General features: G+C 42.3%; 20 protein-coding genes. 5 read left to right on the top strand and 15 right to left on the bottom strand.

Annotation, left to right across the window (positions count from 1 at the left end):
- Positions 1 to 46: 46 nt before the first annotated feature.
- On the top strand, positions 47 to 265 hold the full coding sequence (locus tag FTT71_RS09345; RefSeq protein ID WP_004975675.1) for a hypothetical protein: 219 nt from the start codon (positions 47 to 49) through the stop codon (positions 263 to 265).
- Between the two features lie 108 nt (positions 266 to 373).
- On the opposite strand, the gene FTT71_RS09340 is transcribed toward FTT71_RS09345, so the two are convergent.
- The 7 genes from FTT71_RS09340 to glnK form a co-directional block, all read right to left on the bottom strand.
- Positions 374 to 919: a VTT domain-containing protein gene (locus tag FTT71_RS09340; protein ID WP_004975673.1), complete on the bottom strand. Its 546-nt coding sequence runs from the start codon at positions 917 to 919 to the stop codon at positions 374 to 376.
- Positions 920 to 1,042: 123 nt separating this feature from the next.
- Positions 1,043 to 1,702 carry a riboflavin synthase gene (locus FTT71_RS09335; RefSeq protein ID WP_104852910.1) on the bottom strand — a complete coding sequence of 220 codons (660 nt, stop codon included), beginning with the start codon at positions 1,700 to 1,702 and terminating at the stop codon, positions 1,043 to 1,045.
- A 34-nt stretch (positions 1,703 to 1,736) separates the two neighbouring features.
- Positions 1,737 to 3,029, bottom strand: coding sequence for a DNA adenine methylase (locus tag FTT71_RS09330; RefSeq protein WP_179989572.1), 1,293 nt, complete (start codon positions 3,027 to 3,029; stop codon positions 1,737 to 1,739).
- Positions 3,026 to 4,126, bottom strand: a complete 1,101-nt coding sequence (ribD, locus tag FTT71_RS09325; RefSeq protein WP_179989603.1) for a bifunctional diaminohydroxyphosphoribosylaminopyrimidine deaminase/5-amino-6-(5-phosphoribosylamino)uracil reductase RibD — start codon at positions 4,124 to 4,126, stop codon at positions 3,026 to 3,028. The genes FTT71_RS09330 and ribD overlap by 4 nt, the downstream gene beginning before the upstream one ends.
- 39 nt (positions 4,127 to 4,165) lie before the next feature.
- Complete coding sequence (nrdR, locus tag FTT71_RS09320) at positions 4,166 to 4,624, bottom strand: transcriptional regulator NrdR (protein ID WP_096902237.1); 459 nt, start codon at positions 4,622 to 4,624, stop codon at positions 4,166 to 4,168.
- 139 nt (positions 4,625 to 4,763) lie between these two features.
- The gene (locus FTT71_RS09315; protein ID WP_180160901.1) at positions 4,764 to 6,170 is read right to left on the bottom strand and encodes an ammonium transporter; all 1,407 of its coding nucleotides are present in this window, start codon (positions 6,168 to 6,170) and stop codon (positions 4,764 to 4,766) included.
- Positions 6,171 to 6,232: 62 nt separating this feature from the next.
- On the bottom strand, positions 6,233 to 6,571 hold the full coding sequence (gene glnK, locus FTT71_RS09310; protein ID WP_004650081.1) for a P-II family nitrogen regulator: 339 nt from the start codon (positions 6,569 to 6,571) through the stop codon (positions 6,233 to 6,235).
- A 276-nt stretch (positions 6,572 to 6,847) separates the two neighbouring features.
- Here glnK and FTT71_RS09305 point away from each other — a divergent pair, with 276 nt between their 5' ends.
- Positions 6,848 to 7,075, top strand: a complete 228-nt coding sequence (locus FTT71_RS09305) for an accessory factor UbiK family protein (protein ID WP_004975661.1) — start codon at positions 6,848 to 6,850, stop codon at positions 7,073 to 7,075.
- A gap of 72 nt (positions 7,076 to 7,147) precedes the next feature.
- Positions 7,148 to 8,635 (top strand): YifB family Mg chelatase-like AAA ATPase, encoded by a 1,488-nt coding sequence (locus FTT71_RS09300; RefSeq protein WP_154321152.1) that lies wholly within the window; start codon positions 7,148 to 7,150, stop codon positions 8,633 to 8,635.
- Positions 8,636 to 8,789: 154 nt separating this feature from the next.
- On the opposite strand, the gene FTT71_RS09295 is transcribed toward FTT71_RS09300, so the two are convergent.
- The gene (locus FTT71_RS09295; RefSeq protein ID WP_373685901.1) at positions 8,790 to 9,545 is read right to left on the bottom strand and encodes a TorF family putative porin; all 756 of its coding nucleotides are present in this window, start codon (positions 9,543 to 9,545) and stop codon (positions 8,790 to 8,792) included.
- A gap of 1,153 nt (positions 9,546 to 10,698) precedes the next feature.
- Here FTT71_RS09295 and FTT71_RS09290 point away from each other — a divergent pair.
- Positions 10,699 to 12,039, top strand: a complete 1,341-nt coding sequence (locus FTT71_RS09290) for an OprD family outer membrane porin (RefSeq protein ID WP_180160899.1) — start codon at positions 10,699 to 10,701, stop codon at positions 12,037 to 12,039.
- Positions 12,040 to 12,140: 101 nt separating this feature from the next.
- Here FTT71_RS09290 and ppa read toward each other — a convergent pair whose 3' ends face one another.
- Together ppa and FTT71_RS09280 are read right to left on the bottom strand one after the other, a co-directional pair.
- On the bottom strand, positions 12,141 to 12,677 hold the full coding sequence (gene ppa / locus FTT71_RS09285; RefSeq protein WP_004975651.1) for an inorganic diphosphatase: 537 nt from the start codon (positions 12,675 to 12,677) through the stop codon (positions 12,141 to 12,143).
- Between the two features lie 124 nt (positions 12,678 to 12,801).
- Positions 12,802 to 13,200, bottom strand: coding sequence for an MAPEG family protein (locus FTT71_RS09280; protein WP_104852906.1), 399 nt, complete (start codon positions 13,198 to 13,200; stop codon positions 12,802 to 12,804).
- Positions 13,201 to 13,304: 104 nt separating this feature from the next.
- On the opposite strand from FTT71_RS09280, the gene FTT71_RS09275 reads away from it, so the two are divergent.
- Positions 13,305 to 13,685, top strand: coding sequence for a hypothetical protein (locus FTT71_RS09275; RefSeq protein ID WP_004975646.1), 381 nt, complete (start codon positions 13,305 to 13,307; stop codon positions 13,683 to 13,685).
- Positions 13,686 to 13,784: 99 nt separating this feature from the next.
- Here FTT71_RS09275 and FTT71_RS09270 read toward each other — a convergent pair whose 3' ends face one another.
- The 5 genes from FTT71_RS09270 to FTT71_RS09250 form a co-directional block, all read right to left on the bottom strand.
- Positions 13,785 to 15,461, bottom strand: coding sequence for an AMP-binding protein (locus FTT71_RS09270; RefSeq protein ID WP_180160898.1), 1,677 nt, complete (start codon positions 15,459 to 15,461; stop codon positions 13,785 to 13,787).
- A 148-nt stretch (positions 15,462 to 15,609) separates the two neighbouring features.
- A complete protein-coding gene (gene parC, locus FTT71_RS09265) occupies positions 15,610 to 17,829 on the bottom strand; it encodes a DNA topoisomerase IV subunit A (RefSeq protein ID WP_180160897.1) in 2,220 nt (739 codons plus the stop codon).
- Between the two features lie 174 nt (positions 17,830 to 18,003).
- A complete protein-coding gene (locus FTT71_RS09260) occupies positions 18,004 to 19,323 on the bottom strand; it encodes an MFS transporter (protein WP_104852902.1) in 1,320 nt (439 codons plus the stop codon).
- 156 nt (positions 19,324 to 19,479) lie between these two features.
- A complete protein-coding gene (locus FTT71_RS09255) occupies positions 19,480 to 20,124 on the bottom strand; it encodes a trimeric intracellular cation channel family protein (protein WP_004975638.1) in 645 nt (214 codons plus the stop codon).
- 65 nt (positions 20,125 to 20,189) lie between these two features.
- Positions 20,190 to 20,657 carry a YchJ family protein gene (locus FTT71_RS09250; RefSeq protein ID WP_180160896.1) on the bottom strand — a complete coding sequence of 156 codons (468 nt, stop codon included), beginning with the start codon at positions 20,655 to 20,657 and terminating at the stop codon, positions 20,190 to 20,192.
- Positions 20,658 to 20,696: the final 39 nt, after the last annotated feature.

Genomic DNA, 20,696 nt, shown 5'->3' with positions numbered 1-20,696 from the left:
TTCAACTTTCATCTCCTTTAATGACTTTTGCAATCATGGGTTTCAAATGGATATCTTGACGAAAATTTCAGGCAAAATCGACCATCTTAATACGGGCGAACAGTGGAGTATTCGTGCTCAGGATTTATGGATCAGTCGTGCAGATTTCCAATCATTAAGCATGTACTTGTCTAAAGAAGCGGAAAAGGGGGAGTTTTCAATTCAAAGTAACGATACTTTTAGCCCGCGCTTGGGTGGCACAGAATTAATTGTCACCAAACACTAAAACTGAACAATATCAAAAGTCCACACGGTGGGCTTTTTTTGTGGCCATCAATCCACTTTTTTAGTTATCGCGGTGGATTTAGAATAAGAAAATAGAAAAAATGAGGAATTAAATCCAATCACCCAACCAAGACAAAATATTACCCAAGCCATAACCTATTGCCATTAAAGAAAAAATCCATACGGCAGCACCCACCACATTATAAAAACTAAAGGTCGCCAAAGGCATGTGCCCTGACCCTGCAGCAAATGGTGCAAATGAACGAACAAACGGTATAAAACGCGCCATTAAAATAGTTTTGCCACCATGTTTCATAAAATAATGGTTGGTTTTGACAATATATTCAGGTTTGAAATAACGTGAATGTTGATGAAAATACTTCACCCCTAGAATTCGTCCAGTGTAATAGTTGACGCTATATCCCAAGACCGCAGCGACAAAAAGTAAAATCCCCATATAGTGCAAATGCACCACATCGGTGGTGGAACACAAGGCACCAATTGCGATCAGCAAACTATCGCCTGGTAAAAAGAACATGAACACAGAACCTGTTTCTGCAAAAATAATCAGAAACAAAATGGCATAGATCCACAGACCATAATTATCGAGTAATAATGGCAGCCAGTGTTCCAAATTCATTAAAAAATCAATCATCTACATTAAACCAAAGGGGTGTTTATGATGAAAAAAACATCTTTATCTTTTTAATTATCCCTAAAAACAAAAAAACAGTCTAATTTTTCAATCAGACTGTTTAAATTTCATTCGGCTCTGTGCTTATTTTAAAAAGCCATTTTCAGCCAAGAATTCCATGCTAATTTTAGATTGCTGCGTAGTTTCTGCAGCTTTATCACCCAAGAGCAAACGCTCAATATAACGCGCCAAGACATCCACTTCCAAATTGACCTTGCTGCCAACTTTCCATGTGCCAATATTGGTACGCTCTGCCGTGTGTGGAATTAAATTCAGACTGATAACACTGCCGCGTAAATGGTTAATGGTCAGGCTGATGCCATCGACGGTCACCGAACCTTTTTCTGCCAAATATTTGGCAATTTCTGCAGGTGCAGTCACTTCATAGTAAATTGAACGTGCATCTTCACGTACCAGCGTAATTTCACCGACTGCATCAACATGGCCACTTACGATATGTCCACCAAAACGTGTGGTCGGCAACATGGCTTTTTCGACATTGACAGGCTGACCCACTTTCCATGTGCCTAAAGTGGTACGGTTCAAACTTTCACGGGACACATCTGCGGCATACCAATTGTCGCCCCACTCGATCACAGTCAGGCAAATACCATTGGTGGCAATTGAATCCCCCAAATGCACATCCGACATATCCAAATCGGTCTGAATACGCAAACGTACATCACCGCCCACACTTTGCAGGCTTTCTACTTTACCTAAACTTTCAATAATGCCTGTAAACATAATCTTTTCTCTCATTCACTGAGGATTTGTGGATTTACCACAACGCCAATTGGGTACTCACACCTGAGGTATCTACACCACCCAATTCTGCAAAATGGTAAAGTTGCCCTAACAACTGGCGAATAGGTGGGCCTGACTTGGCATGCGTATCGGTAATCACAATAAATTCCAGCACGCGCGCACGCTCGGACTGACGCTGTTTACTCACGCGATAACGCGGAACATCTTGCGTCAATAACGTCACTCGACCGCGTTTTAAATTGGCTTGCAACAAGTCTGTGGCACTAATATTACCATCGGTAGAATAACTGGTCAGAATAAAACGTGCATTAATGGTGTCCAATAAGGTTTCATACGCCTCTTTGGCGTACTTAGATGAGTTGTATGGACTTGGACGTTCTTTGCGCCATGCACGGTCAATACCACTTTTAAAGCCTTTGGTGTCTGGGGTTGGTAAATCGACCTGATCCCACAAGGTTAAGGCATTTAAGACATGATAGTTACTGCTATAAGCATGTTGATTATACGGTGGGTCTAAATAAGCCACATCCACCTCAAAACCACTCATTTGATTGGCAAGATGCTGTGCATCGACACACCACATTTCTGCAGCAGGTTTATTTGGTTCACCAATGTCACAAAAACGACTTGGCGTGAGCCACAATAATGATTCTATTCGTTCGAGTGCAGTTTGAGTTTTGCCACCCCAGCCGTGGTGGAAGCTTTTAAACACCCCACTGGTATTACTGACAAAACTGGCAGAGTACAACAACGGCGCCAACAATGCCGACATCTCAACATCATCAATGGCACCCTGCGCTTGCCACGTAGCAATTTGCTGACGAATCGCATCTATGCGCATACCGTTACGACGTTTAAAGAATAAACGGTCACGACTTGGGTCATAAATTTCGTCATTGCGCGGACACAAATTATGCGTCACCCAGCCTTTGACTTCAGGCAAACGGTTCAAATAATCAATGGCTTTTTGATAGCCGCCTAATTCTTTAAACGCAGGTGCTTCAGTGCAGGCCAAAATCGCATGGTTTAAGGCATGGCTGTACGGTTCCCAGTCATTGGCAATTACCCGATAACCATTTTGGCGCGCCAAACGTGATACCACCCCTGAGCCTGCAAAAAAGTCGGCAAAAATTGGGGCACGACCATCTTTAGGATGTAGCGTTCCTGTCTGTTCAAGGGCTTCTAAAATCAGATGCAGTAAACGGCGTTTATTGCCCAAATAAGGCACCAATTGATGAAATAAGTATTCATCAGTGGTGCGTGCCGCATGACGACGTTTGTGATAAACCGTTGACTCTGAACTCATAGTGTCTCTTGAGAAGGAATTAACCTAAGGCGCACGTCATCACCCAATTGAGTGACGTCGCAAAGTTTAAATCGAAGTTGCTCTGCCATACGTTCAAATTCTGCATTAAACATGGCACGTGCTGATTGCCCTAATAATGTAGGCGCCACATAACTAATGACTTCATCGACCAAGCCTTCCTGCAAGAAAGCGGTAGATAAAGTTGCGCCTGCCTCAACCAGTACATCATAAATTTGATGCTGTTTGACCAGTTCAGCCAGCAAGCTTGCCAAAGGCTGTACCGCCAATTGTATCACGCCTAAGGCTGCCAACTCTGCACGATACGGCCCCATCACCATCACGGTTTCAGGTTGCTGCAGAATTTGTGCAGTCAGCGCTAACCGCCCCTGACGGTCTAAAATAATCCGTTTTGGCTGTACCACATTGTGAAGATCATCCACTGCCAACTGACGTACATTGAGCAGACAGTCATCGGCCAGTACCGTATCAACACCCGTAATGACCGCTGCAGAAATTGCACGCCAATGTTGCACATCTGCACGTGCTGCTGCCCCTGTAATCCATTTGGATTCACCCGAGGCCATGGCCGTGCGACCATCCAAACTGGAGGCAATTTTTAAACGCACATAAGGCATACCTGTAGCCATAGCTTTTAAAAAGCCTGAATTTAACTGCGCTGCTTCGGCTTCTGCCACGCCCACACTAACCTGAATACCTGCATCCTGTAGAATCTGAACACCTTTACCTGCCACCAATGGATTTGGGTCTGGACAAGCCACAACCACTTTGGCCACGCCTGCATCGACCAAGGCTTTGGCACATGGTGGTGTGCGCCCATAGTGTGCACAAGGTTCCAAAGTCACATAAGCAGTTGCACCCTGCGCTTGTTCAGCGGCCTGACGCAAAGCAAAGACTTCGGCATGTGGCTGTCCTGCACGAGGATGGAAACCTTCGCCCAATAATTGGGCATCTTTAACAATAACGCAGCCCACGTTCGGATTTGGCTTGGTGCTGTATTGCCCCAAACGTGCCAGTTCAATGGCACGACGCATCCAAAAAAGATCATCAGGTTGCGCGTCAGTATTGAGTTCAGTCATGGATGATGGATGCTGTGGAATAGATGCTGGCATTGCGCTTTATTGCTCACGCGACTGCATTTGTTCAATTTGGCGACGGAATGCTTCGACATCCTGAAAGTCTTGATACACCGAGGCAAAACGTACATAAGCGACATGATCCAATGCAAATAAAGCCTGCATAACAACCTCACCAATGGTACGTGATTTCACATCACGCTCTCCCAAACGGCGAATTTGTAATTGGATGTCGCTGAGTACAGTTTCGATTTGCTCTTGGGTCACAGGACGTTTTTGCAAAGCATGCATTAACGAGCGACGCAACTTGGCTTCATCGAAAGGCTCACTTTTACCATCAGATTTAATCACCCGTGGCATGACCACTTCATAACTTTCAAAGGTGGTAAAGCGTTCACCACAGCCAATACACTCACGACGTCGGCGAATTTGGCAGCCTTCTGCCGCCAAACGTGAGTCAATCACTTTACTGTCTGCAGTGTTGCAAAATGGACAATGCATAGCGGTTTAATTGCACAAATTTGAATGAAAATGCAGTGTAGCAAAATTTCCAAACTTTGTAGAGTTTTACGCAACATATAGAAAAAAAACAGCCCCGAAGGGCTGTTTTACACAATATATTGATTATGTGCTGTCTGGATTATTCTACACGTTCACCATGTTGGCTTAAGTCGAGTCCCATACGCTCATCTTCTGCAGCCACACGAATACCGATGGTTAGATCAATTACTTTTAAGATGATGAAAGTCAGTACAGCAGAGTAAGCAATGGTCGCTAACACACCTTCAACTTGCACCCAAAGTTGGCTCATTAGGTTGCTTGGTGCAGCATCGCCCATAATAAACTCGCTGGCAAAGAAGGCTGTTAAAATTGCACCGACAATACCACCTACACCATGTAGTCCAAAGGCATCTAGAGAATCATCGGCTTTCAAGGCGCGTTTTAAGGCAGTAATACCCCAGAAACAGACCACACCACCAATTAAACCCATCGCTAATGCACCACCAACAGTCACAAAACCTGCTGCTGGAGTAATCACCACCAAACCTGCTACTGCACCCGATGCAGCACCTAATACCGAACCTTTACCACGTACCAGTTTTTCTGCTACAAGCCATGCAATTGCTGCGGCTGCGGCTGCCACTTGAGTCACAACTAAGGCGTAACCCGCTGCACCATTCGCGCCTAAAGCAGAACCACCGTTGAAACCGAACCAGCCCACCCAGAGTAAACTTGCACCCAGTACAGTCAAAGTTAGGTTGTGCGGAGCCATAGATTCACGGCCCAAGCCCATACGTTTACCCAACATGTATGCAGCAACCAAACCTGCAACACCCGAGTTAATATGAACAACAGTACCACCAGCAAAGTCGAGTGCACCATCATTGCCTAACCAGCCGCCACCCCATACCCAGTGGGTAATTGGTGCATAGACCACGACCACCCAAATCGCGATAAAGGCAACAAAGGCACCAAACTTCATTCGTTCTGCAATTGAACCACTGATAATTGCCACAGTAATGATGGCAAAGGTCATTTGAAATATCACAAATAGAATTTCAGGAATACTGCCACTGAGCGCATCGGTACCAATGCCTGCCAGCATGACTTTGTCTAGACCACCAATAAAGGCATTACCTTCACCAAAAGCCAAACTATAGCCCACTGCCACCCAGGCAATACTGACCACGGCTGCTGCTACAAAGCTATAAGCCATAGTATTGAGTACGTTTTTCTTGCGTACCATACCGCCATAAAATAGTGCCAAACCAGGAATGGTCATGAGTAAAACTAAAGCAGTCGAAACTAAAATCCAAGCCGTATCGCCTGTATCTAAAACAGCTTCTGGTGGTGCAGATATGCTGTTTTCTGTAGTGGATGTTGCAGGTGCTGCAATATCTGTAGTTGTTTCGATAGGAGATGTTTCGACAGTGGTTACTGCCACATCTGAAGTTGGAGTGGTGGCTGTTGCGGCTTCTTCAGCCCAAGCAACAGAACCACCGAGGAGTGCGCCTGATAGACTCAGCGCAAGTAGCATTTTTTTCATTTGTGTCCCCCGACCTTTGTTTTTGTGAGTTATTAGGTACTCAGCAAACTTCATGCCATCTTTTAAACAGCATCCGCACCCGTTTCACCTGTACGAATACGGATGACTTGTTCGAGGTTAGTCACAAAGATTTTGCCATCACCAATCTTGCCTGTACTAGCAACACGAGTGATTGACTCAATCACCGAATCGACCATTTCATCGCTAATTGCGATTTCGATTTTAACTTTAGGCAAGAAGTCAACGACGTACTCGGCGCCACGATAAAGTTCGGTATGACCTTTTTGGCGACCGAAGCCTTTGACTTCTGTTACGGTGATCCCTTGAACACCAATTTCAGATAATGCTTCACGCACATCATCTAATTTAAAGGGTTTTACAATTGCAGTTACGAGCTTCATGTGTGTTTTCCTTCGGCTTAATTCACCAGTAAGGTTTTATGTTCAAATTCCATGCCAAAGTTCTAAGGTCGGGGGAAATTAGAAACCGTGACATGAGTTTTCTTTATACCTTATTTTATACATTTATATGGTTGTGATCTTCAAAAAATAGACATATTTACTAGAAGATTTACGATTTTACTCATCGAATAAATCCATATTTCGTCTGAAATGCTATAGTCTATTCAAGACCAGTGCTACACTGCCTCCATTTTCTCCATCTTTGTGGAAACAACAATGATTGAAACTTTATTACAAGCCATTTTGGAACAAGTTGAACAACCTAAAAAAGATTTAGAACATAATTTACGTGCTTTGCTCAATGAGGCGGTCACCAAAATGGATTTGGTCTCGCAAGATGAGCTAGACCGCCAACGTACTGCGCTCAATAATGCCAACTTACGTTTAAATGAATTGTTAAAACAGGTTGAAGCACTGGAACAGAAAATTCAACTCCAAAAATAAGCACCAATTGAGTGCATAAATACAAAAACCAAACATTATAAAAATAACGCACCAAAACGGATCATCATAAAAATGTCTTTTGCCAAAGTGTATACGCGGGGGCTGCTCGGCTTGCACGCCCCTGCAATTGAAGTCGAAGTCCATCTGAGTCAAGGCTTACCTTCTTTAACCATTGTCGGTCTAGCCGAAGCTGCCGTACGTGAGAGTAAAGATCGGGTACGCTCTGCCATTATTAACAGTGGTTTTCAATTTCCGACCAAACGTCTGACCATTAATTTAGCGCCTGCCGACTTGCCCAAAGATGGTTCGCGTTTGGACTTAGCCATTGCTTTAGGCATTTTAATTGCTTCGGGACAATTGCCCGAACAAAGCACTGAAAGTTTAGAGTTTATTGGAGAATTGGCTTTAGATGGTCAATTGCGCCCCACCACAGGCACACTCAGTATTGCGATTGCCTGCCAACAGGCACAGCATCGTTTGGTTTTACCTGAACAAAATGCACAAGAAGCTGCTCAATTGCCTGACTTTGAAGTCTTTGCCGCCACACATTTAAAACAAGTTTGCGAACATTTGGCACAAAGCCAGCCTTTAGATAAAGTCACCGCAATTGCCCAGCCACAGTTATCACATTCCGCATTTGATTTAGTCGATGTTAAAGGACAGTTGCGCCCACGACGTGCTTTGGAAATTGCGGCTGCAGGTGGACATTCATTGCTATTCAAAGGCCCACCCGGTACAGGCAAAACCTTATTGGCATCTAGGCTTTCCAGTATTTTACCGCCATTGAATATGCAGGAAAATTTAGAGGTTGCCAGTATCTATTCAGTGGCCAATAGCCCGCATACGTTTGGACAGCGTCCTTTTCGCGCCCCACATCATACCGCTTCTGCTGTAGCCTTGGTCGGTGGAGGCTCATATCCCAAACCCGGTGAAATTACCTTGGCGCATTTAGGCGTTTTATTTTTAGATGAATTACCTGAATTTGATAAAAAAGTGTTAGAAGTGCTGCGCCAACCTTTAGAGTCCAAAGAAATTGTGATCTCCCGCGCTTCTCGGCAAATTACCTTTCCAGCCAACTTTCAACTAATTGCCGCCATGAATCCCTGTCCTTGTGGTTATGCTTTTAATCAGGATGTGCGCTGCCAATGTTCTGCAGAAAGTATTAAACGCTATCAAAACCGTATTTCAGGGCCGTTATTGGATCGTATCGACTTACACATTGATGTACCACCTCTGCAAGCACATGAATTACAGGACACCCGACCAGTGGAAAATTCTGAAACCGTGCGAAGCCGTGTCATTCAAGCATATACACGACAATTGCAACGCCAAGAGTGTTTAAACATGGCGCTCAGTCCCAAACAATTAGAGCAATTTGCACATTTAGATGATACTGCGCAAAATATTTTAGCCATTGCGCAGCAGCGTTTGAACTTATCGGCACGTGCGTATCATCGGGTGTTACGAGTGGCACGCACCATTGCAGATTTAGCCCAAAGTGAACAGATTCAAAGTCCACATTTGAGTGAAGCACTGTCTTATCGTGCCCATGAAGCCTGATTGAAAGTCTAATTAAGAGTTCGATTAAGAATCTGATTAAAAGTCTAAGAGATGAAAATAGCCCATTGCCATGCCTGTACAATGGGCGAGTTGTTTTTATTGTTTTAAGTTTCACTCCTAACTGGAGCTTTTATTTATCGTCGTAGCCGTATCTTTAGAAGGCTTTAGTTAAAGTAAATACAGCTCCTGTTTCAACGCCACGCTTTGCCGCATGCGAAAAACCATCGGTATCAATATCTGTACCAACAGCAGCCAATTCAGCAGATAAGCCTTCTACTGATGCAAAACTATAGCTCACACCCGCTTTCCAGTCGATATAACTGTCTTCGCCACCACCAAAATCAAAATCATCTGCTAGGGTGTAACCAATACCCGCAACACCTGAGAAACCTGTATCTGCAAACGGTACGCTATAAGTTGCATTGAAATACCAAGCATCTGTATCACCACCTAGAAAATCATTGGAGTAATTAATTGCGGTAGATAAGCTGGCATCTTTAAATCCTACATCGCTAAAGCCTAATTTGGCATAGGCTTCTAGCCAGTTTAAATCGCTTTCACTTGGGTAAAGGTAATACCATAGACCCACGTCTAATAATGGCTTGCTGGCAAAACTGTCTAAAGTAGTGGCATAACCCAAATAAGGGTCAAGTTCTAAATGCGCTGTGCCACCAAAATCGACATTGGAACCCCACACACCAGCATAAAGGCCTGAATCATGGCTCAACGCAAAACCCGCTTGCACCGCAGGATCACTCATTGTTTGTGTCATGCCACGAAAACGATAATCACTGGTCATTGCCGCAGTACCACTAAAAGACAATGCTGAAGTTGATTCTGATGCCATGCTTAGACCAGATGCTGCCATCATCGCTGCTGCAAAAAGTGTTTTAAATCCCATGTTCATGATTTTCCCCCTGCATCTGATGAGATGCTTGTGTCTATTGTTGTTTAACTCACATGGAGGATTGCAAACCGTGTGCCAACATTCAAAAAAACAAGATTTTCCATACTCAGAATAGGCTCACAACCACATCTAAATGATTGTTATTTATATTTATTTTTAAATTAATAAATTTCTTATTTTCATCGCTATGGCCTACAACTCACTTTTGTTCATTCTTTTTACATAGATGTATAAGTCATATTTACCGTGTAAATACAGAATACATTGCAACATTTTTGATGTACCTGACTTAGAACTCAAATTTAAACTGCCTAAAAAAGTGCAATAACATTTATTCGCACATCTTTGCATATACTAAAAACTGGGACAAAGTCATTACTCATATGCTTACAGCCCCTTTCCCATTAAGGGCGAACAGCATGTTTGGCCTAGAAAAATATTGTTTGAATACGAATAATTTTTTTGCACCAAGAACATGCATATCATTCAAATTGTTAAACCGAATAGCCAATGTGAGATTTCAGCAGCATTGTGACAGGCCGATGCAATATCTTCTGAAGTTATTACACTTAAAAATTTAGCAAAAAGAGAAATGCTTACTGGGTCAAATTCATCAAAAACAGCACAAATAAAACACCGTATTTCACATGAAACACCTCATAGCTAAAAACTATTAGTTACCCCATCAACACCATTCTATTTTTTATACTTTTAGTTCAAATAAAAACCAAAATATACAACCTTATCTATTCTTAAATTTAAAACCGCACTTTTGAAGAAATACTTAACAAGATGAAATAAACATAAAATTTTAGGTTTTTACTTACTTATTTCGCCATAAACTATTAACTTAAACTGCTGAAATATTAAACAAAGATGGTTTTATGGCTAAAATTTACAAAAAACTTAAAGTATTGCTCCCAAGTCATCCATTCTAGCTGTTCAGCTCATTTAAAATTATGTTTATGTTTTTACTAAAAATTAAAATAATTATTAAACTTTTAAAAATTCAATATTTTTAATGACCCTACAGTTTATCGAAAAAATGCTTAACTTTAGTGTCATAAGCACCTTAAAAATGATATTTTCGCGCCTAAATAGCGATACAATTCGGCTACGTTTCAACTACACATTTACTGCATGAGGCTCTCTCCCAATGCTGCAATCTAAAAAATTAACACTTGCGTTGCTGATCAACGCAGCGCTTGTTTCAACTGCATTTGCTAGCGAACAAAGTGAATCTAAAGGCTTTGTAGAAGACGCAAACGGTTCGGTTTTATTCCGTACAGGTTATTTAACTCGTGATTATAAAGATGTAAAACCTGGTACAGATACAAGTTCATTTGCGCAAACTGCAATTGTCAAATTAGATTCTGGCTTTACCAAAGGTGTAGTCGGTTTTGGCGTGGGCGTGATTGGTGATGCTTCATTCAAGCTAGGTGAAAATGGTCATACGGGCAATGGCATGATTCCAACGCATAGTAAGGACAATTTAGATGGTACGAAAGATGCTTATGACCATTGGGCGCGTGGCGGTGCTTATGTCAAAGCACGTATCTCGAACACTACAGCAACTTACGGTACACAAGTTTTAGATTTACCTGTACTGGCTAGCAACACTGCCCGTTTAGTGCCTGAATATTTCACAGGTGTACTTGTTCAAAGTAATGAAATTGATAACTTAAATTTGGTTGCAGGTAAATTTACAGAGAACCAATATTCAAGCCAAATCAATTCAGATGGTAATGAGTTAGACCGTGCTGTGGTATGGGGCGCGAAATATACATTTAATGATGACTTAAAAGCATCTTATTACGGTATTGATGTTAAAGATAAATTAGATCGTCACTATGCCAATGTGAACTATAACCACGGCTTAAAAGATGATGCTGCTCTTAACTTTGATCTAAGCGGCTACCACACAAAATTCTCTAAAGATGCTTCAACTTATTCAGCAACAGGTACGATTGCAAACACTGCCTATGGTACAAATGCAGAGAATGGTGGAATTGCTGGAACAGAGAAAACCAATGATATTTGGGCAATCTCTACTTCATATAGCAAAGATGTACACAATGTGATGTTGGCTTACCAACAAAACTTTGGTGATGTAGGCTATGACTACGGCGGTAACGCAGATGGTGCACAATCTATTTATCTACCTAACTCATATTTGTCTGATTTTGTAGGTAATGATGAAAAATCTTTAGGCTTACAATACAACTATAACTTTAAAAACCATGGTCTTCCTGGTCTAAACTGGACAACTGCTTTTGTTTACGGTTGGGACATTGATGTTCGTAACCAACCAAAAGATGGTCAAGAACGTGAATTCTTTAACCAAGTAAAATACACCGTTCAATCAGGTTTTGCGAAAGATGTGAGCTTACGTCTACGTCATTCATACTACCGTGCAAACGATGAATACAAGAGCGTATATATGCCAGACACTAACGAATGGCGTATCTGGTTAGATATTCCTGTGAAATTATTCTAATTTCTCGGAATAGCCAACCCAATAAAAAAACCTGCACATATTCTGTGCAGGTTTTTTTACATTTCAGCTTTCATTTGAACACTGAACAGGCTACGTGCAAATTATGGATTTGCAGCTTTGTAGCCTTCAATTGAGTTCAATACTTCTTGTTTCGCAACATCAGCACCTTCCCAACCACTTAACTTCACCCATTTGCCTGGCTCTAAGTCTTTATAGTGCTGGAAGAAGTGTTCAATTTGGCTGATCAATAATGGTGGAAGATCCGTATATTCTTGAACATCTTTATAAATTGGGGTTAATTTTTCGTGCGGAACGGCAACCAATTTCGCATCAATACCACCATCATCTTCCATGTTCAATTTACCCACTGGGCGGCAACGAATCACAGAACCTGGCTCTACTGGGTGTGGGGTCACAACCAATACGTCTAGCGGATCACCATCCAATGAAAGTGTATTTGGCACATAACCGTAGTTCGCTGGATAGAACATTGCTGTACCCATGAAACGGTCTACAAATAATGCATCAGAATCTTTGTCAATTTCGTATTTGATTGGCGCTGCATTGGCAGGAATTTCAATGATCACATAGATGTCATTTGGTGCATCTTTACCCGCAGGGATATTGCTGTAGCTCATAGCATCACTCTTAAACAAGTTAAATCTTTTTAAAACCGCGTCAATTATAACGGTTTTCTGTCCTGAATTACTGCGCGATTATACATCTGCAAGGCAAAAATACATATTTTCAGACATGACTTGATCAGGTCAGTTTAATCACCATCAGCAAAATACAAATTGGACAAAGTAAAGACAGCATCCAAACAATTGAACGCAGCGTCGCCCAATTGGCTAAATAACAAATTCCATAAATAATGCGCAGCACAATATAAGCAATACCAAACATCATCACCACCACTTGTGGGATGACCATATATTCCGCCATGAGCACTGCAGCAATAAATAAAGGCAGGCTTTCAAAACTGTTTTGCTGAACGGCGTTAGCACGTGCAGCTAAACCTGTAGTTTTGGCTAAAAATTCACGTGGATTTTGGTTATCTTCGCGTTTAAAGCCACCTGCCATTTTTGCGACAACAGCAAAGACATACGGCAATAAGCAAGCAATAATAATTAGATAAACAATTCCACTTATGCTTTGCATCAATTTTTTCTCATAAACTGTATTGAGAACTTATCATAACATGGCATTTCTTGAATAAATTTTGTTAAATAGCATGTTTTAAGCAATTGTATAAAGGATCCATTATGGTCAGCCCAGATCAAAAGGAAATGTTAGATGTACTTGAAAAGCAGCGCCAACATCAACTGCGAGTGGATCGTGTTTTAAAAATTGTGTTGCCTATTGTGGCATTTTTATTGATGGTAATTTGCGCCAACATGAACGTATGGTCGACCATTTTTACCTTCGTTGTACTTTGGGTGGCGTTTTATGCGGTAGGGATTAAGCGCTTACCGCTCTGGCACTGGATTATTGTGATTGTGGTGTATTGCTTAATTGATAATATTTTAAGTTATGGCAGTTTTAATCAATCAGGTTTTAGCCGCCAATTTGGTGCGATGTTTATTTTCTTGGGTATTGTGGGTGTTGGGCGTCGTTACTTTGACCGTTGGCTGATGAAAGAGTAATACTTTTGCCTTTGTTGAACAAGAAACAATCTATTTTCTATAGCATATAAAAAACGCCCCTGAAGTTTCAGGGGCACTTTTATTTCAGAGCAGAATGAATTACGCAGTTTTACGCAAATCTTTACGCAAGATTTTACCTACGTTTGATTTTGGCAATTCATCCATAAACTCCACATAACGTGGGCGTTTATAGCCAGTTAAGTTCTCTTTAGCGAATGCTAATACTTCTTCTGTGGTTAATGATGGATCTTTTTTCACCACAAACAGTTTTGGCACTTCACCTGATTTTTCATCTGGTACACCAATTGCAGCCACTTCCAATACTTTCGGATGCTTCGCAATCACTTCTTCAATTTCAGATGGATACACGTTAAAGCCTGATACCAAAATCATGTCTTTTTTACGGTCTACAATTTTCACATAGCCGCGTGAATCCATAACACCAATGTCACCTGTACGGAAGAAACCATTAATCATCACTTTATTGGTTTCATCTGGACGGTTCCAATAGCCTTTCATGACTTGTGGACCACGGATTGAAATTTCACCTTGCTCACCCAGTGCAACTTCATTGCCGTCATCATCCAAAATAGCCACTTCAGTTAATGGTAATGGAATACCAATGGTGCCAGTGAATTCTTCAGATGCAGGCGGGTTTGCCGTTGCAACTGGCGAAGTTTCAGACAAGCCATAACCTTCAATGATGTTAGTGCCTGTCACTTTTTTCCATGCTTCAGCAGTCGATGGTAATACGGCCATACCACCACCCATCGCCATTTTCAATTTGCTGTGATCAAGCTGTTTAAACTCTTCATTGTTCACAAGCGCATTGAATAAAGTATTCACCGCAGGGAAGAAAGTTGGTTGATATTTGCGTAATTCTTTCATCACCGCAGGTAAGTCACGCGGGTTTGGAATTAAGACGTTGGCCTGACCTTTGTACATGCCGTAAAGCGCACACACCATGAATGCAAAGATGTGATACAGCGGCAATGCACAGAAAATACGGTCATCTGGCTGACCATCTTGTGCACCGAATTTACTCTGGAAAATACCATCACATTGCAGCATGTTTGCCACAAGGTTGCGGTGTGTTAATTCTGCACCCTTAGATACACCTGTTGTACCACCCGTGTATTGCAACACAGCCGTATCACTTAAAGTTAAGCTTGGGCGTTTGTAGTTGCTTGGGCTTACTTTAGACATTGCTGCGTTAAATTTAACGTGACCCGGAATGTTCCATGCAGGAATTTGCTTACGCACTGAACGTAAAACAAAATTCACCAACGTGCCTTTTAATGCACCTAGCATATCGCCCACAGAAGCAACAACAACATGCTTCACAGGGGTTTTACCAATAATCGCCTGATAAACGGATGCAAAGTTTTCAATAATCACTAAAACTTCAGAACCAGAGTCATTTAATTGATGCTCTAACTCACGCGAAGTATAAAGTGGATTCACGTTCACCAAAACTAAACCTGCGCGGAACACCCCCAGTGCAACCACAGGATATTGAAGTACGTTCGGCATCATCACCGCAACACGCGAGCCAGGTGCCAAACCTAAACTTTGTAAATAAGTTGCAAATTTACGGCTAGCTTCTTCTAGTTCACCAAAGCTTAAAACCTTATCCATAAAGATAAAGGCATCACGTGAACCAAATTTTTGGAAATTACGTTCAAAAATGTCTACGAGTGACGTATTTTCTGCAGGCAGTTCTACAGTTTCTGGAATCCCTGTCTTTTGGTATTCAGCAAACCAAATCTTTTCCATAATGCCAATTTCTCCAATCAATAATCCTTAGTTTTAAACTGTTTTTCTCAATACAGGACGTCGTTGTTTGCTTGTTTATGTCCCGTATTGCATCCATTTTCACGAATACAAACCATATATAACGTATTTTGCTTAAAAAACGCTAGTATTATCTTTGAATTAACAGTTTATTTGCTTTTTGGTAACCGCGTGGTAAGAGCTGACCTTTCGTGCCGCGCTTCGCCACATACTTCAGCAAATCGTCACCTTTGAGTTTGAGTTGTTGCTGTCCTGCAAATACTTGAATTGCTTCATCTAAACTTAAAGGTAACATAGACACCAACTGATCTTTTTCCTCAAGTTGTATCAATTTATTACCTTTACCTTTATTCAAAATTGGCAATTCTGACAGCTCAATCACCAGTAAACGCCCTGCTGAACTGAGCAGTGCAACATGACTCGCGTGTTCAATCATTTGCAAGTTCATCACTGTCGATTGTTCAGGCAAAGACAGGAATGCTTTACCTGCTTTGGCATTGGTATCTAGCTGTTTGGCCTGTGTTTTAAAACCATAACCTTTACTGCTGGCTGCTAAAATTTCAGCTTCATCATCGGCAATTAGTAATTGTTTAAAGCCAACGCCACTGGCAGGAGCGAGTTTTGAACTTAATGGTTCTCCCAAGCCACGTGCCGAAGGCAAGCTATTAATTGGCAACGCATAACTGCGTCCCGTATCATCTAAAATATAAACGCGCTGATTGGATTTGCCTTGTGCATGACTGAGATATTGATCACCCGCACGGAAGTTTAGATTTTCCGCATCGACCTCATGCCCTTTGGCACAACGAATCCAGCCTGCTTCAGACAACACCACCGTCACAGGGTCGGCAGGTAGCATATCTTGTTCATTAATTGCAGTCGCTTCGGCACGCAATACAATCGGTGAACGACGATCATCACCAAATTTTTTCGCGTCTTCTTTCAACTCACTGATAATTAAGTTTTTCAATGATTCAGGATTCGCCAATTGTTCACGAATAATGGCAGCACGTGCTTCTAATTCTTCTTGTTCACGGCGAATTTCCATTTCTTCAAGCTTGGCTAAATGGCGTAGCTTTAACTCCAAAATGGCTTCGGCCTGAATTTCATCAATACCAAAATGTGCCATCAACTCGGCTTTAGGATGATCTTCTTCACGAATAATCCGAATCACGGTATCAATATCTAAATAGGCAATCAGCAAACCTGCCAAAATGTGCAGTCGCTTTTCGATTTTATTAAGATGATATTGCAAACGACGTGTGACGGTATTTTTACGAATCTCAATCCATTCCAGCAAAATACGACGAATTGATTTCACCTGCGGACGACCATCTGCGCCAATCATGTTCATATTGACACGATAGCTCGATTCCAAGTCAGTCGTGGCAAACAAGTGACTCATCACCGCTTCGGCATCAATACGGTTGGAACGCAGTACAATCACCAAACGGGTTGGGTTTTGATGGTCTGATTCATCACGCACATCGCTCACCAACGGCAGTTTTTTCGCCTGCATCTGATCAGCAATTTGGGTAATGATTTTTGAACCCGAAACCTGATACGGCAATTCTGTGATCACGATTTCATTTTTTTCAATGCTGTACACCGCACGCATACGGTAACTACCGCGACCTGTACTTTGCATTTTCAGCAATTCTTCAGGCGGGGTAATAATTTCTGCTTTGGTTGGTAAGTCAGGCGCAGGAATATATTCTGCAACTTTTTCATCGGTTAAATTTGGGTTGCGAATCAGGGCAATTGTGCCTTTCACCACTTCACGCAAGTTATGCGGTGGAATATCGGTCGCCATCCCTACCGCAATACCTGTGGTGCCATTCAGCAAAATATTTGGTACACGCGCAGGCAAATTGACAGGTTCTTTTAATGAGCCATCAAAGTTATCTTGCCAGTCACAAGTACCTTGCCCCAATTCAGCCAAAAGCACTTCACTATATTGCGATAGTTTGGCTTCCGTATAACGCATCGCCGCAAAGGATTTAGGATCATCGGGCGAACCCCAGTTACCCTGTCCTTCAATAAATGGATAACGATAACTGAACGGCTGCGCCATCAACACCATAGCTTCATAACAAGCAAAATCACCATGCGGATGGTATTTACCCAATACATCCCCCACGGTACGTGCCGATTTTTTCGGTTTGCCACTGTGTTTGAGTCCAAGCTCACTCATGGCGTACACTATACGGCGCTGTACAGGTTTTAAACCATCGCTAATATGGGGTAATGCACGATCCATAATGACGTACATGGCATAGTTAAGATATGCACGTTCAGTAAATTCTGCTACGGAACGGTTTTCTGTTGCATGATGCGCGAGGCTTGTCATAAAACCTGTCGTCCTAAATCATTTGTTTTTGTATCAGTCGGCTTATGCTATGCCGCAGCAGCATCCTGCACAAGGGCTAGTAAGGATGCTCTGCGACAATTTGTGTCTTATGCCGTAAAAATATTCATTTTATAAAAAACAGCAATGCAAAATATACGATGGCTGGTGGTTATTTTACAAACCTATCGACTCTAAAGTTCTGCCTTTGGTTTCTTCACCCAACACCACAATCACCAAAGCAACGGCCAATAAAACCGCTGTAAACATCATAAAGACATAACTAAAGCCATTTTGCATGACCATCATGTGTGTGACCACCATCGGGGCGATAATACCGCCCATGCGTCCAATGGCCGAGGCCCAACCTGAACCAAAAGCACGAATATTGGTTGGATATTGTTCAGGAGTATAGGTGTATAGCACCCCCCACGCGCCCAAGTTGAAGAACGACATCAAACAACCCCAGAACATGATCATCGCCACACTATCCGCCTGACCAAAGAAGTACGCCGATACGGCACACATGCCAATAAAACCTGCCAGTGTGGCTTTGCGGCCTAATTTTTCGACCAGCCAAGCGGCTGCAATATAACCGGGTAATTGCGCCAAAATCATGCCCAACACATATTCAAATGACTGTACGATGCTGTAGCCTTGCTGCACCAACAGACTAGGCAACCAAGTGAAAATGCCATAATAGGAATAGACAATGCCAAACCAAATCAGCCACAGCATTAAACTACGACGTGCAAATGGTCCCGACCACAGTTGGGTAAAAGAGATATGCTGTTTAGCGGCAACAGGCTGAACTTCAATCTGTTCAATGACTTCTACCCCACATTGACGCTCAAACTTTTGTACCAGTGCATGTGCTTCGGCAATACGACCACGATTGATCAGATATGGGATAGATTCAGGGACTTTTTTCCAGATAACCAAGGCATATAAGGCAGGCAAACCACCGATTAAAAATGCTGTATGCCAATCAAATTTTGGAATCACAAAATAAGAAACCAATGCCGCACATAACCACCCCAAGCCCCAAAAACTTTCCAGCAATACAATAAAGCGCCCACGCACATGCGCAGGAATGTATTCACTGACCAACGTCACCGCTACGGGAAGCTGCCCGCCCAAACCTAAACCTACAATAAAGCGAAAGACCAGTAACCAAGTTAAATTCGGCGCAAAGGCACAAGCGGCAGTAGCTAGACTGTAAATCACCAAGGTGGTGGCAAATACAGTTTTACGTCCAATTTTATCGGCCAGACCACCTGAAAAGACTGCGCCAATGGCCATTCCGACAAAGCCAATTGACACCACCATGCCTTTTTCGGCAGGGGTCATGCTCCAGTCTTCTGCCATTTTTGCCAAAATAAAGGAGATCAGTCCTGTATCCATGGCATCAAACATCCAGCCCAAACCAATCACCACCAGTAGGCTATAGTGGAATTTTCCAATGGGTAGACGTTGCACACGCGAAACTAAATCCATAACACACTCTTTAAGTTGGCTAAAAGGATATGGGCTAAAACACAACTGCTGTTGTATTTTTATACTATGAATTGACAGGATGTGGATAGCATTAAAAAACCGATCTGGTGATCGGTTCGCTTCTATTTAGATATTCAATACAATTCTTATAACCAATTAGGTTTCATCTTTAGAGGATGCTGAATGTTCATCATCGTCCTGATAAATAAATTTAGGCATTTCTAAGCCAAAATAAATCGCAATCAAACGCAAAGTAAAACCAAAAACAAGTGTTGAGATCACGGTCAATTCAAGCGACAAACCGATTTCGATACACAACCAATAGCAAATCACGGACACAAAAGAAATACTGGCATATAGCTCACGGCGGAACACTAAAGGCACATCGTTACACAGAATATCACGCAGAATCCCACCTGACACACCTGTTAAGACGCCTGCAACGGCAGACACCACAAAGCCATGCCCCATTTCCAAAGCAATTTGACAACCAATAATAGTGAAGCCAATTAAGCCTAAAGCATCGAGCACCAAGAAAATGGAACGTAAATGACGCATCCATTTGGCAATTAAAATGGTGATAAAAGCTGCAATACAGGTCAGCACCAAATATTCAGGATGTTTGACCCAAGTCAGTGGATAATGCCCTAATAACACATCTCGCACCGAACCACCACCCAATGCGGTGACACAGGCAATTAAGGTGACACCAAACCAATCCATGCTACGACGCCCTGCAGACAATGCGCCTGTCATCGCTTCTGCGGTAATCGCGATTAAGTAAATGACCAACAACAACATGGACTTGCCCTTCTTTCACTAGGCCAATAGATGCGCGTTATAATAAGCGAAAAACCAAGATAAAGTTATAAAAATTGCGCACAACATTGCTTAAGTTTTTTACCCGAACCACAAATACACGGCTGTTTCATAGTCGGCTGTTGCCCTGTGGTCGGATCTAGAAAATACCAACGGGCCTGATGTTGCACAAAATGGGAAATTTCATGGTGAATTTGCGCCTGCTTGGCATCGTGGTAATGGGCTTTAAATTCAACTTGGGCATGGCTTTTATCTAGCTTTTCATTGCTATTCAGCACTTCGAGCTTTAACCATTGATTCGACTTGCTCCAATCTGCAATTGCGTCAACATCCAAACTTGCCTGTTGTCCTAGCGCAGTAGTTTGCACAATATAATCAATTTGTTGCAAGGCATAAGCGCTATAGCGTGAACGCATGAGTTGGCTCGCGGTTTCTGCATGTGCCTGCCCCACGTGTAAAGGTTGGCAGCAGTATTGATAATCGCCTTGCCCGCACGGACATGCCAAGTGATGCATAGAAAATTCCAGAAATTTAAATCAATAATAGGGTCTGTT

It is taken from the genome of Acinetobacter sp. YH01004, assembly GCF_013420455.1.
GTDB lineage: Bacteria > Pseudomonadota > Gammaproteobacteria > Pseudomonadales > Moraxellaceae > Acinetobacter > Acinetobacter towneri.
The sequence above is the reverse complement of the archived record's forward strand: the minus strand, read 5'-3'. Positions and strand labels throughout refer to the sequence as shown.

Coding starts and splice junctions, on each gene's coding strand:
- FTT71_RS09345 (WP_004975675.1), top strand. CDS start 47: ATGGATATCTTGACGAAAATTTCAGGCAAAATCGACCATCTTAATACG.
- FTT71_RS09340 (WP_004975673.1), bottom strand. CDS start 919: ATGATTGATTTTTTAATGAATTTGGAACACTGGCTGCCATTATTACTC.
- FTT71_RS09335 (WP_104852910.1), bottom strand. CDS start 1,702: ATGTTTACAGGCATTATTGAAAGTTTAGGTAAAGTAGAAAGCCTGCAA.
- FTT71_RS09330 (WP_179989572.1), bottom strand. CDS start 3,029: ATGAGTTCAGAGTCAACGGTTTATCACAAACGTCGTCATGCGGCACGC.
- ribD (WP_179989603.1), bottom strand. CDS start 4,126: ATGACTGAACTCAATACTGACGCGCAACCTGATGATCTTTTTTGGATG.
- nrdR (WP_096902237.1), bottom strand. CDS start 4,624: ATGCATTGTCCATTTTGCAACACTGCAGACAGTAAAGTGATTGACTCA.
- FTT71_RS09315 (WP_180160901.1), bottom strand. CDS start 6,170: ATGAAAAAAATGCTACTTGCGCTGAGTCTATCAGGCGCACTCCTCGGT.
- glnK (WP_004650081.1), bottom strand. CDS start 6,571: ATGAAGCTCGTAACTGCAATTGTAAAACCCTTTAAATTAGATGATGTG.
- FTT71_RS09305 (WP_004975661.1), top strand. CDS start 6,848: ATGATTGAAACTTTATTACAAGCCATTTTGGAACAAGTTGAACAACCT.
- FTT71_RS09300 (WP_154321152.1), top strand. CDS start 7,148: ATGTCTTTTGCCAAAGTGTATACGCGGGGGCTGCTCGGCTTGCACGCC.
- FTT71_RS09290 (WP_180160899.1), top strand. CDS start 10,699: ATGCTGCAATCTAAAAAATTAACACTTGCGTTGCTGATCAACGCAGCG.
- ppa (WP_004975651.1), bottom strand. CDS start 12,677: ATGAGCTACAGCAATATCCCTGCGGGTAAAGATGCACCAAATGACATC.
- FTT71_RS09280 (WP_104852906.1), bottom strand. CDS start 13,200: ATGCAAAGCATAAGTGGAATTGTTTATCTAATTATTATTGCTTGCTTA.
- FTT71_RS09275 (WP_004975646.1), top strand. CDS start 13,305: ATGGTCAGCCCAGATCAAAAGGAAATGTTAGATGTACTTGAAAAGCAG.
- FTT71_RS09270 (WP_180160898.1), bottom strand. CDS start 15,461: ATGGAAAAGATTTGGTTTGCTGAATACCAAAAGACAGGGATTCCAGAA.
- parC (WP_180160897.1), bottom strand. CDS start 17,829: ATGACAAGCCTCGCGCATCATGCAACAGAAAACCGTTCCGTAGCAGAA.
- FTT71_RS09260 (WP_104852902.1), bottom strand. CDS start 19,323: ATGGATTTAGTTTCGCGTGTGCAACGTCTACCCATTGGAAAATTCCAC.
- FTT71_RS09255 (WP_004975638.1), bottom strand. CDS start 20,124: ATGTTGTTGTTGGTCATTTACTTAATCGCGATTACCGCAGAAGCGATG.
- FTT71_RS09250 (WP_180160896.1), bottom strand. CDS start 20,657: ATGCATCACTTGGCATGTCCGTGCGGGCAAGGCGATTATCAATACTGC.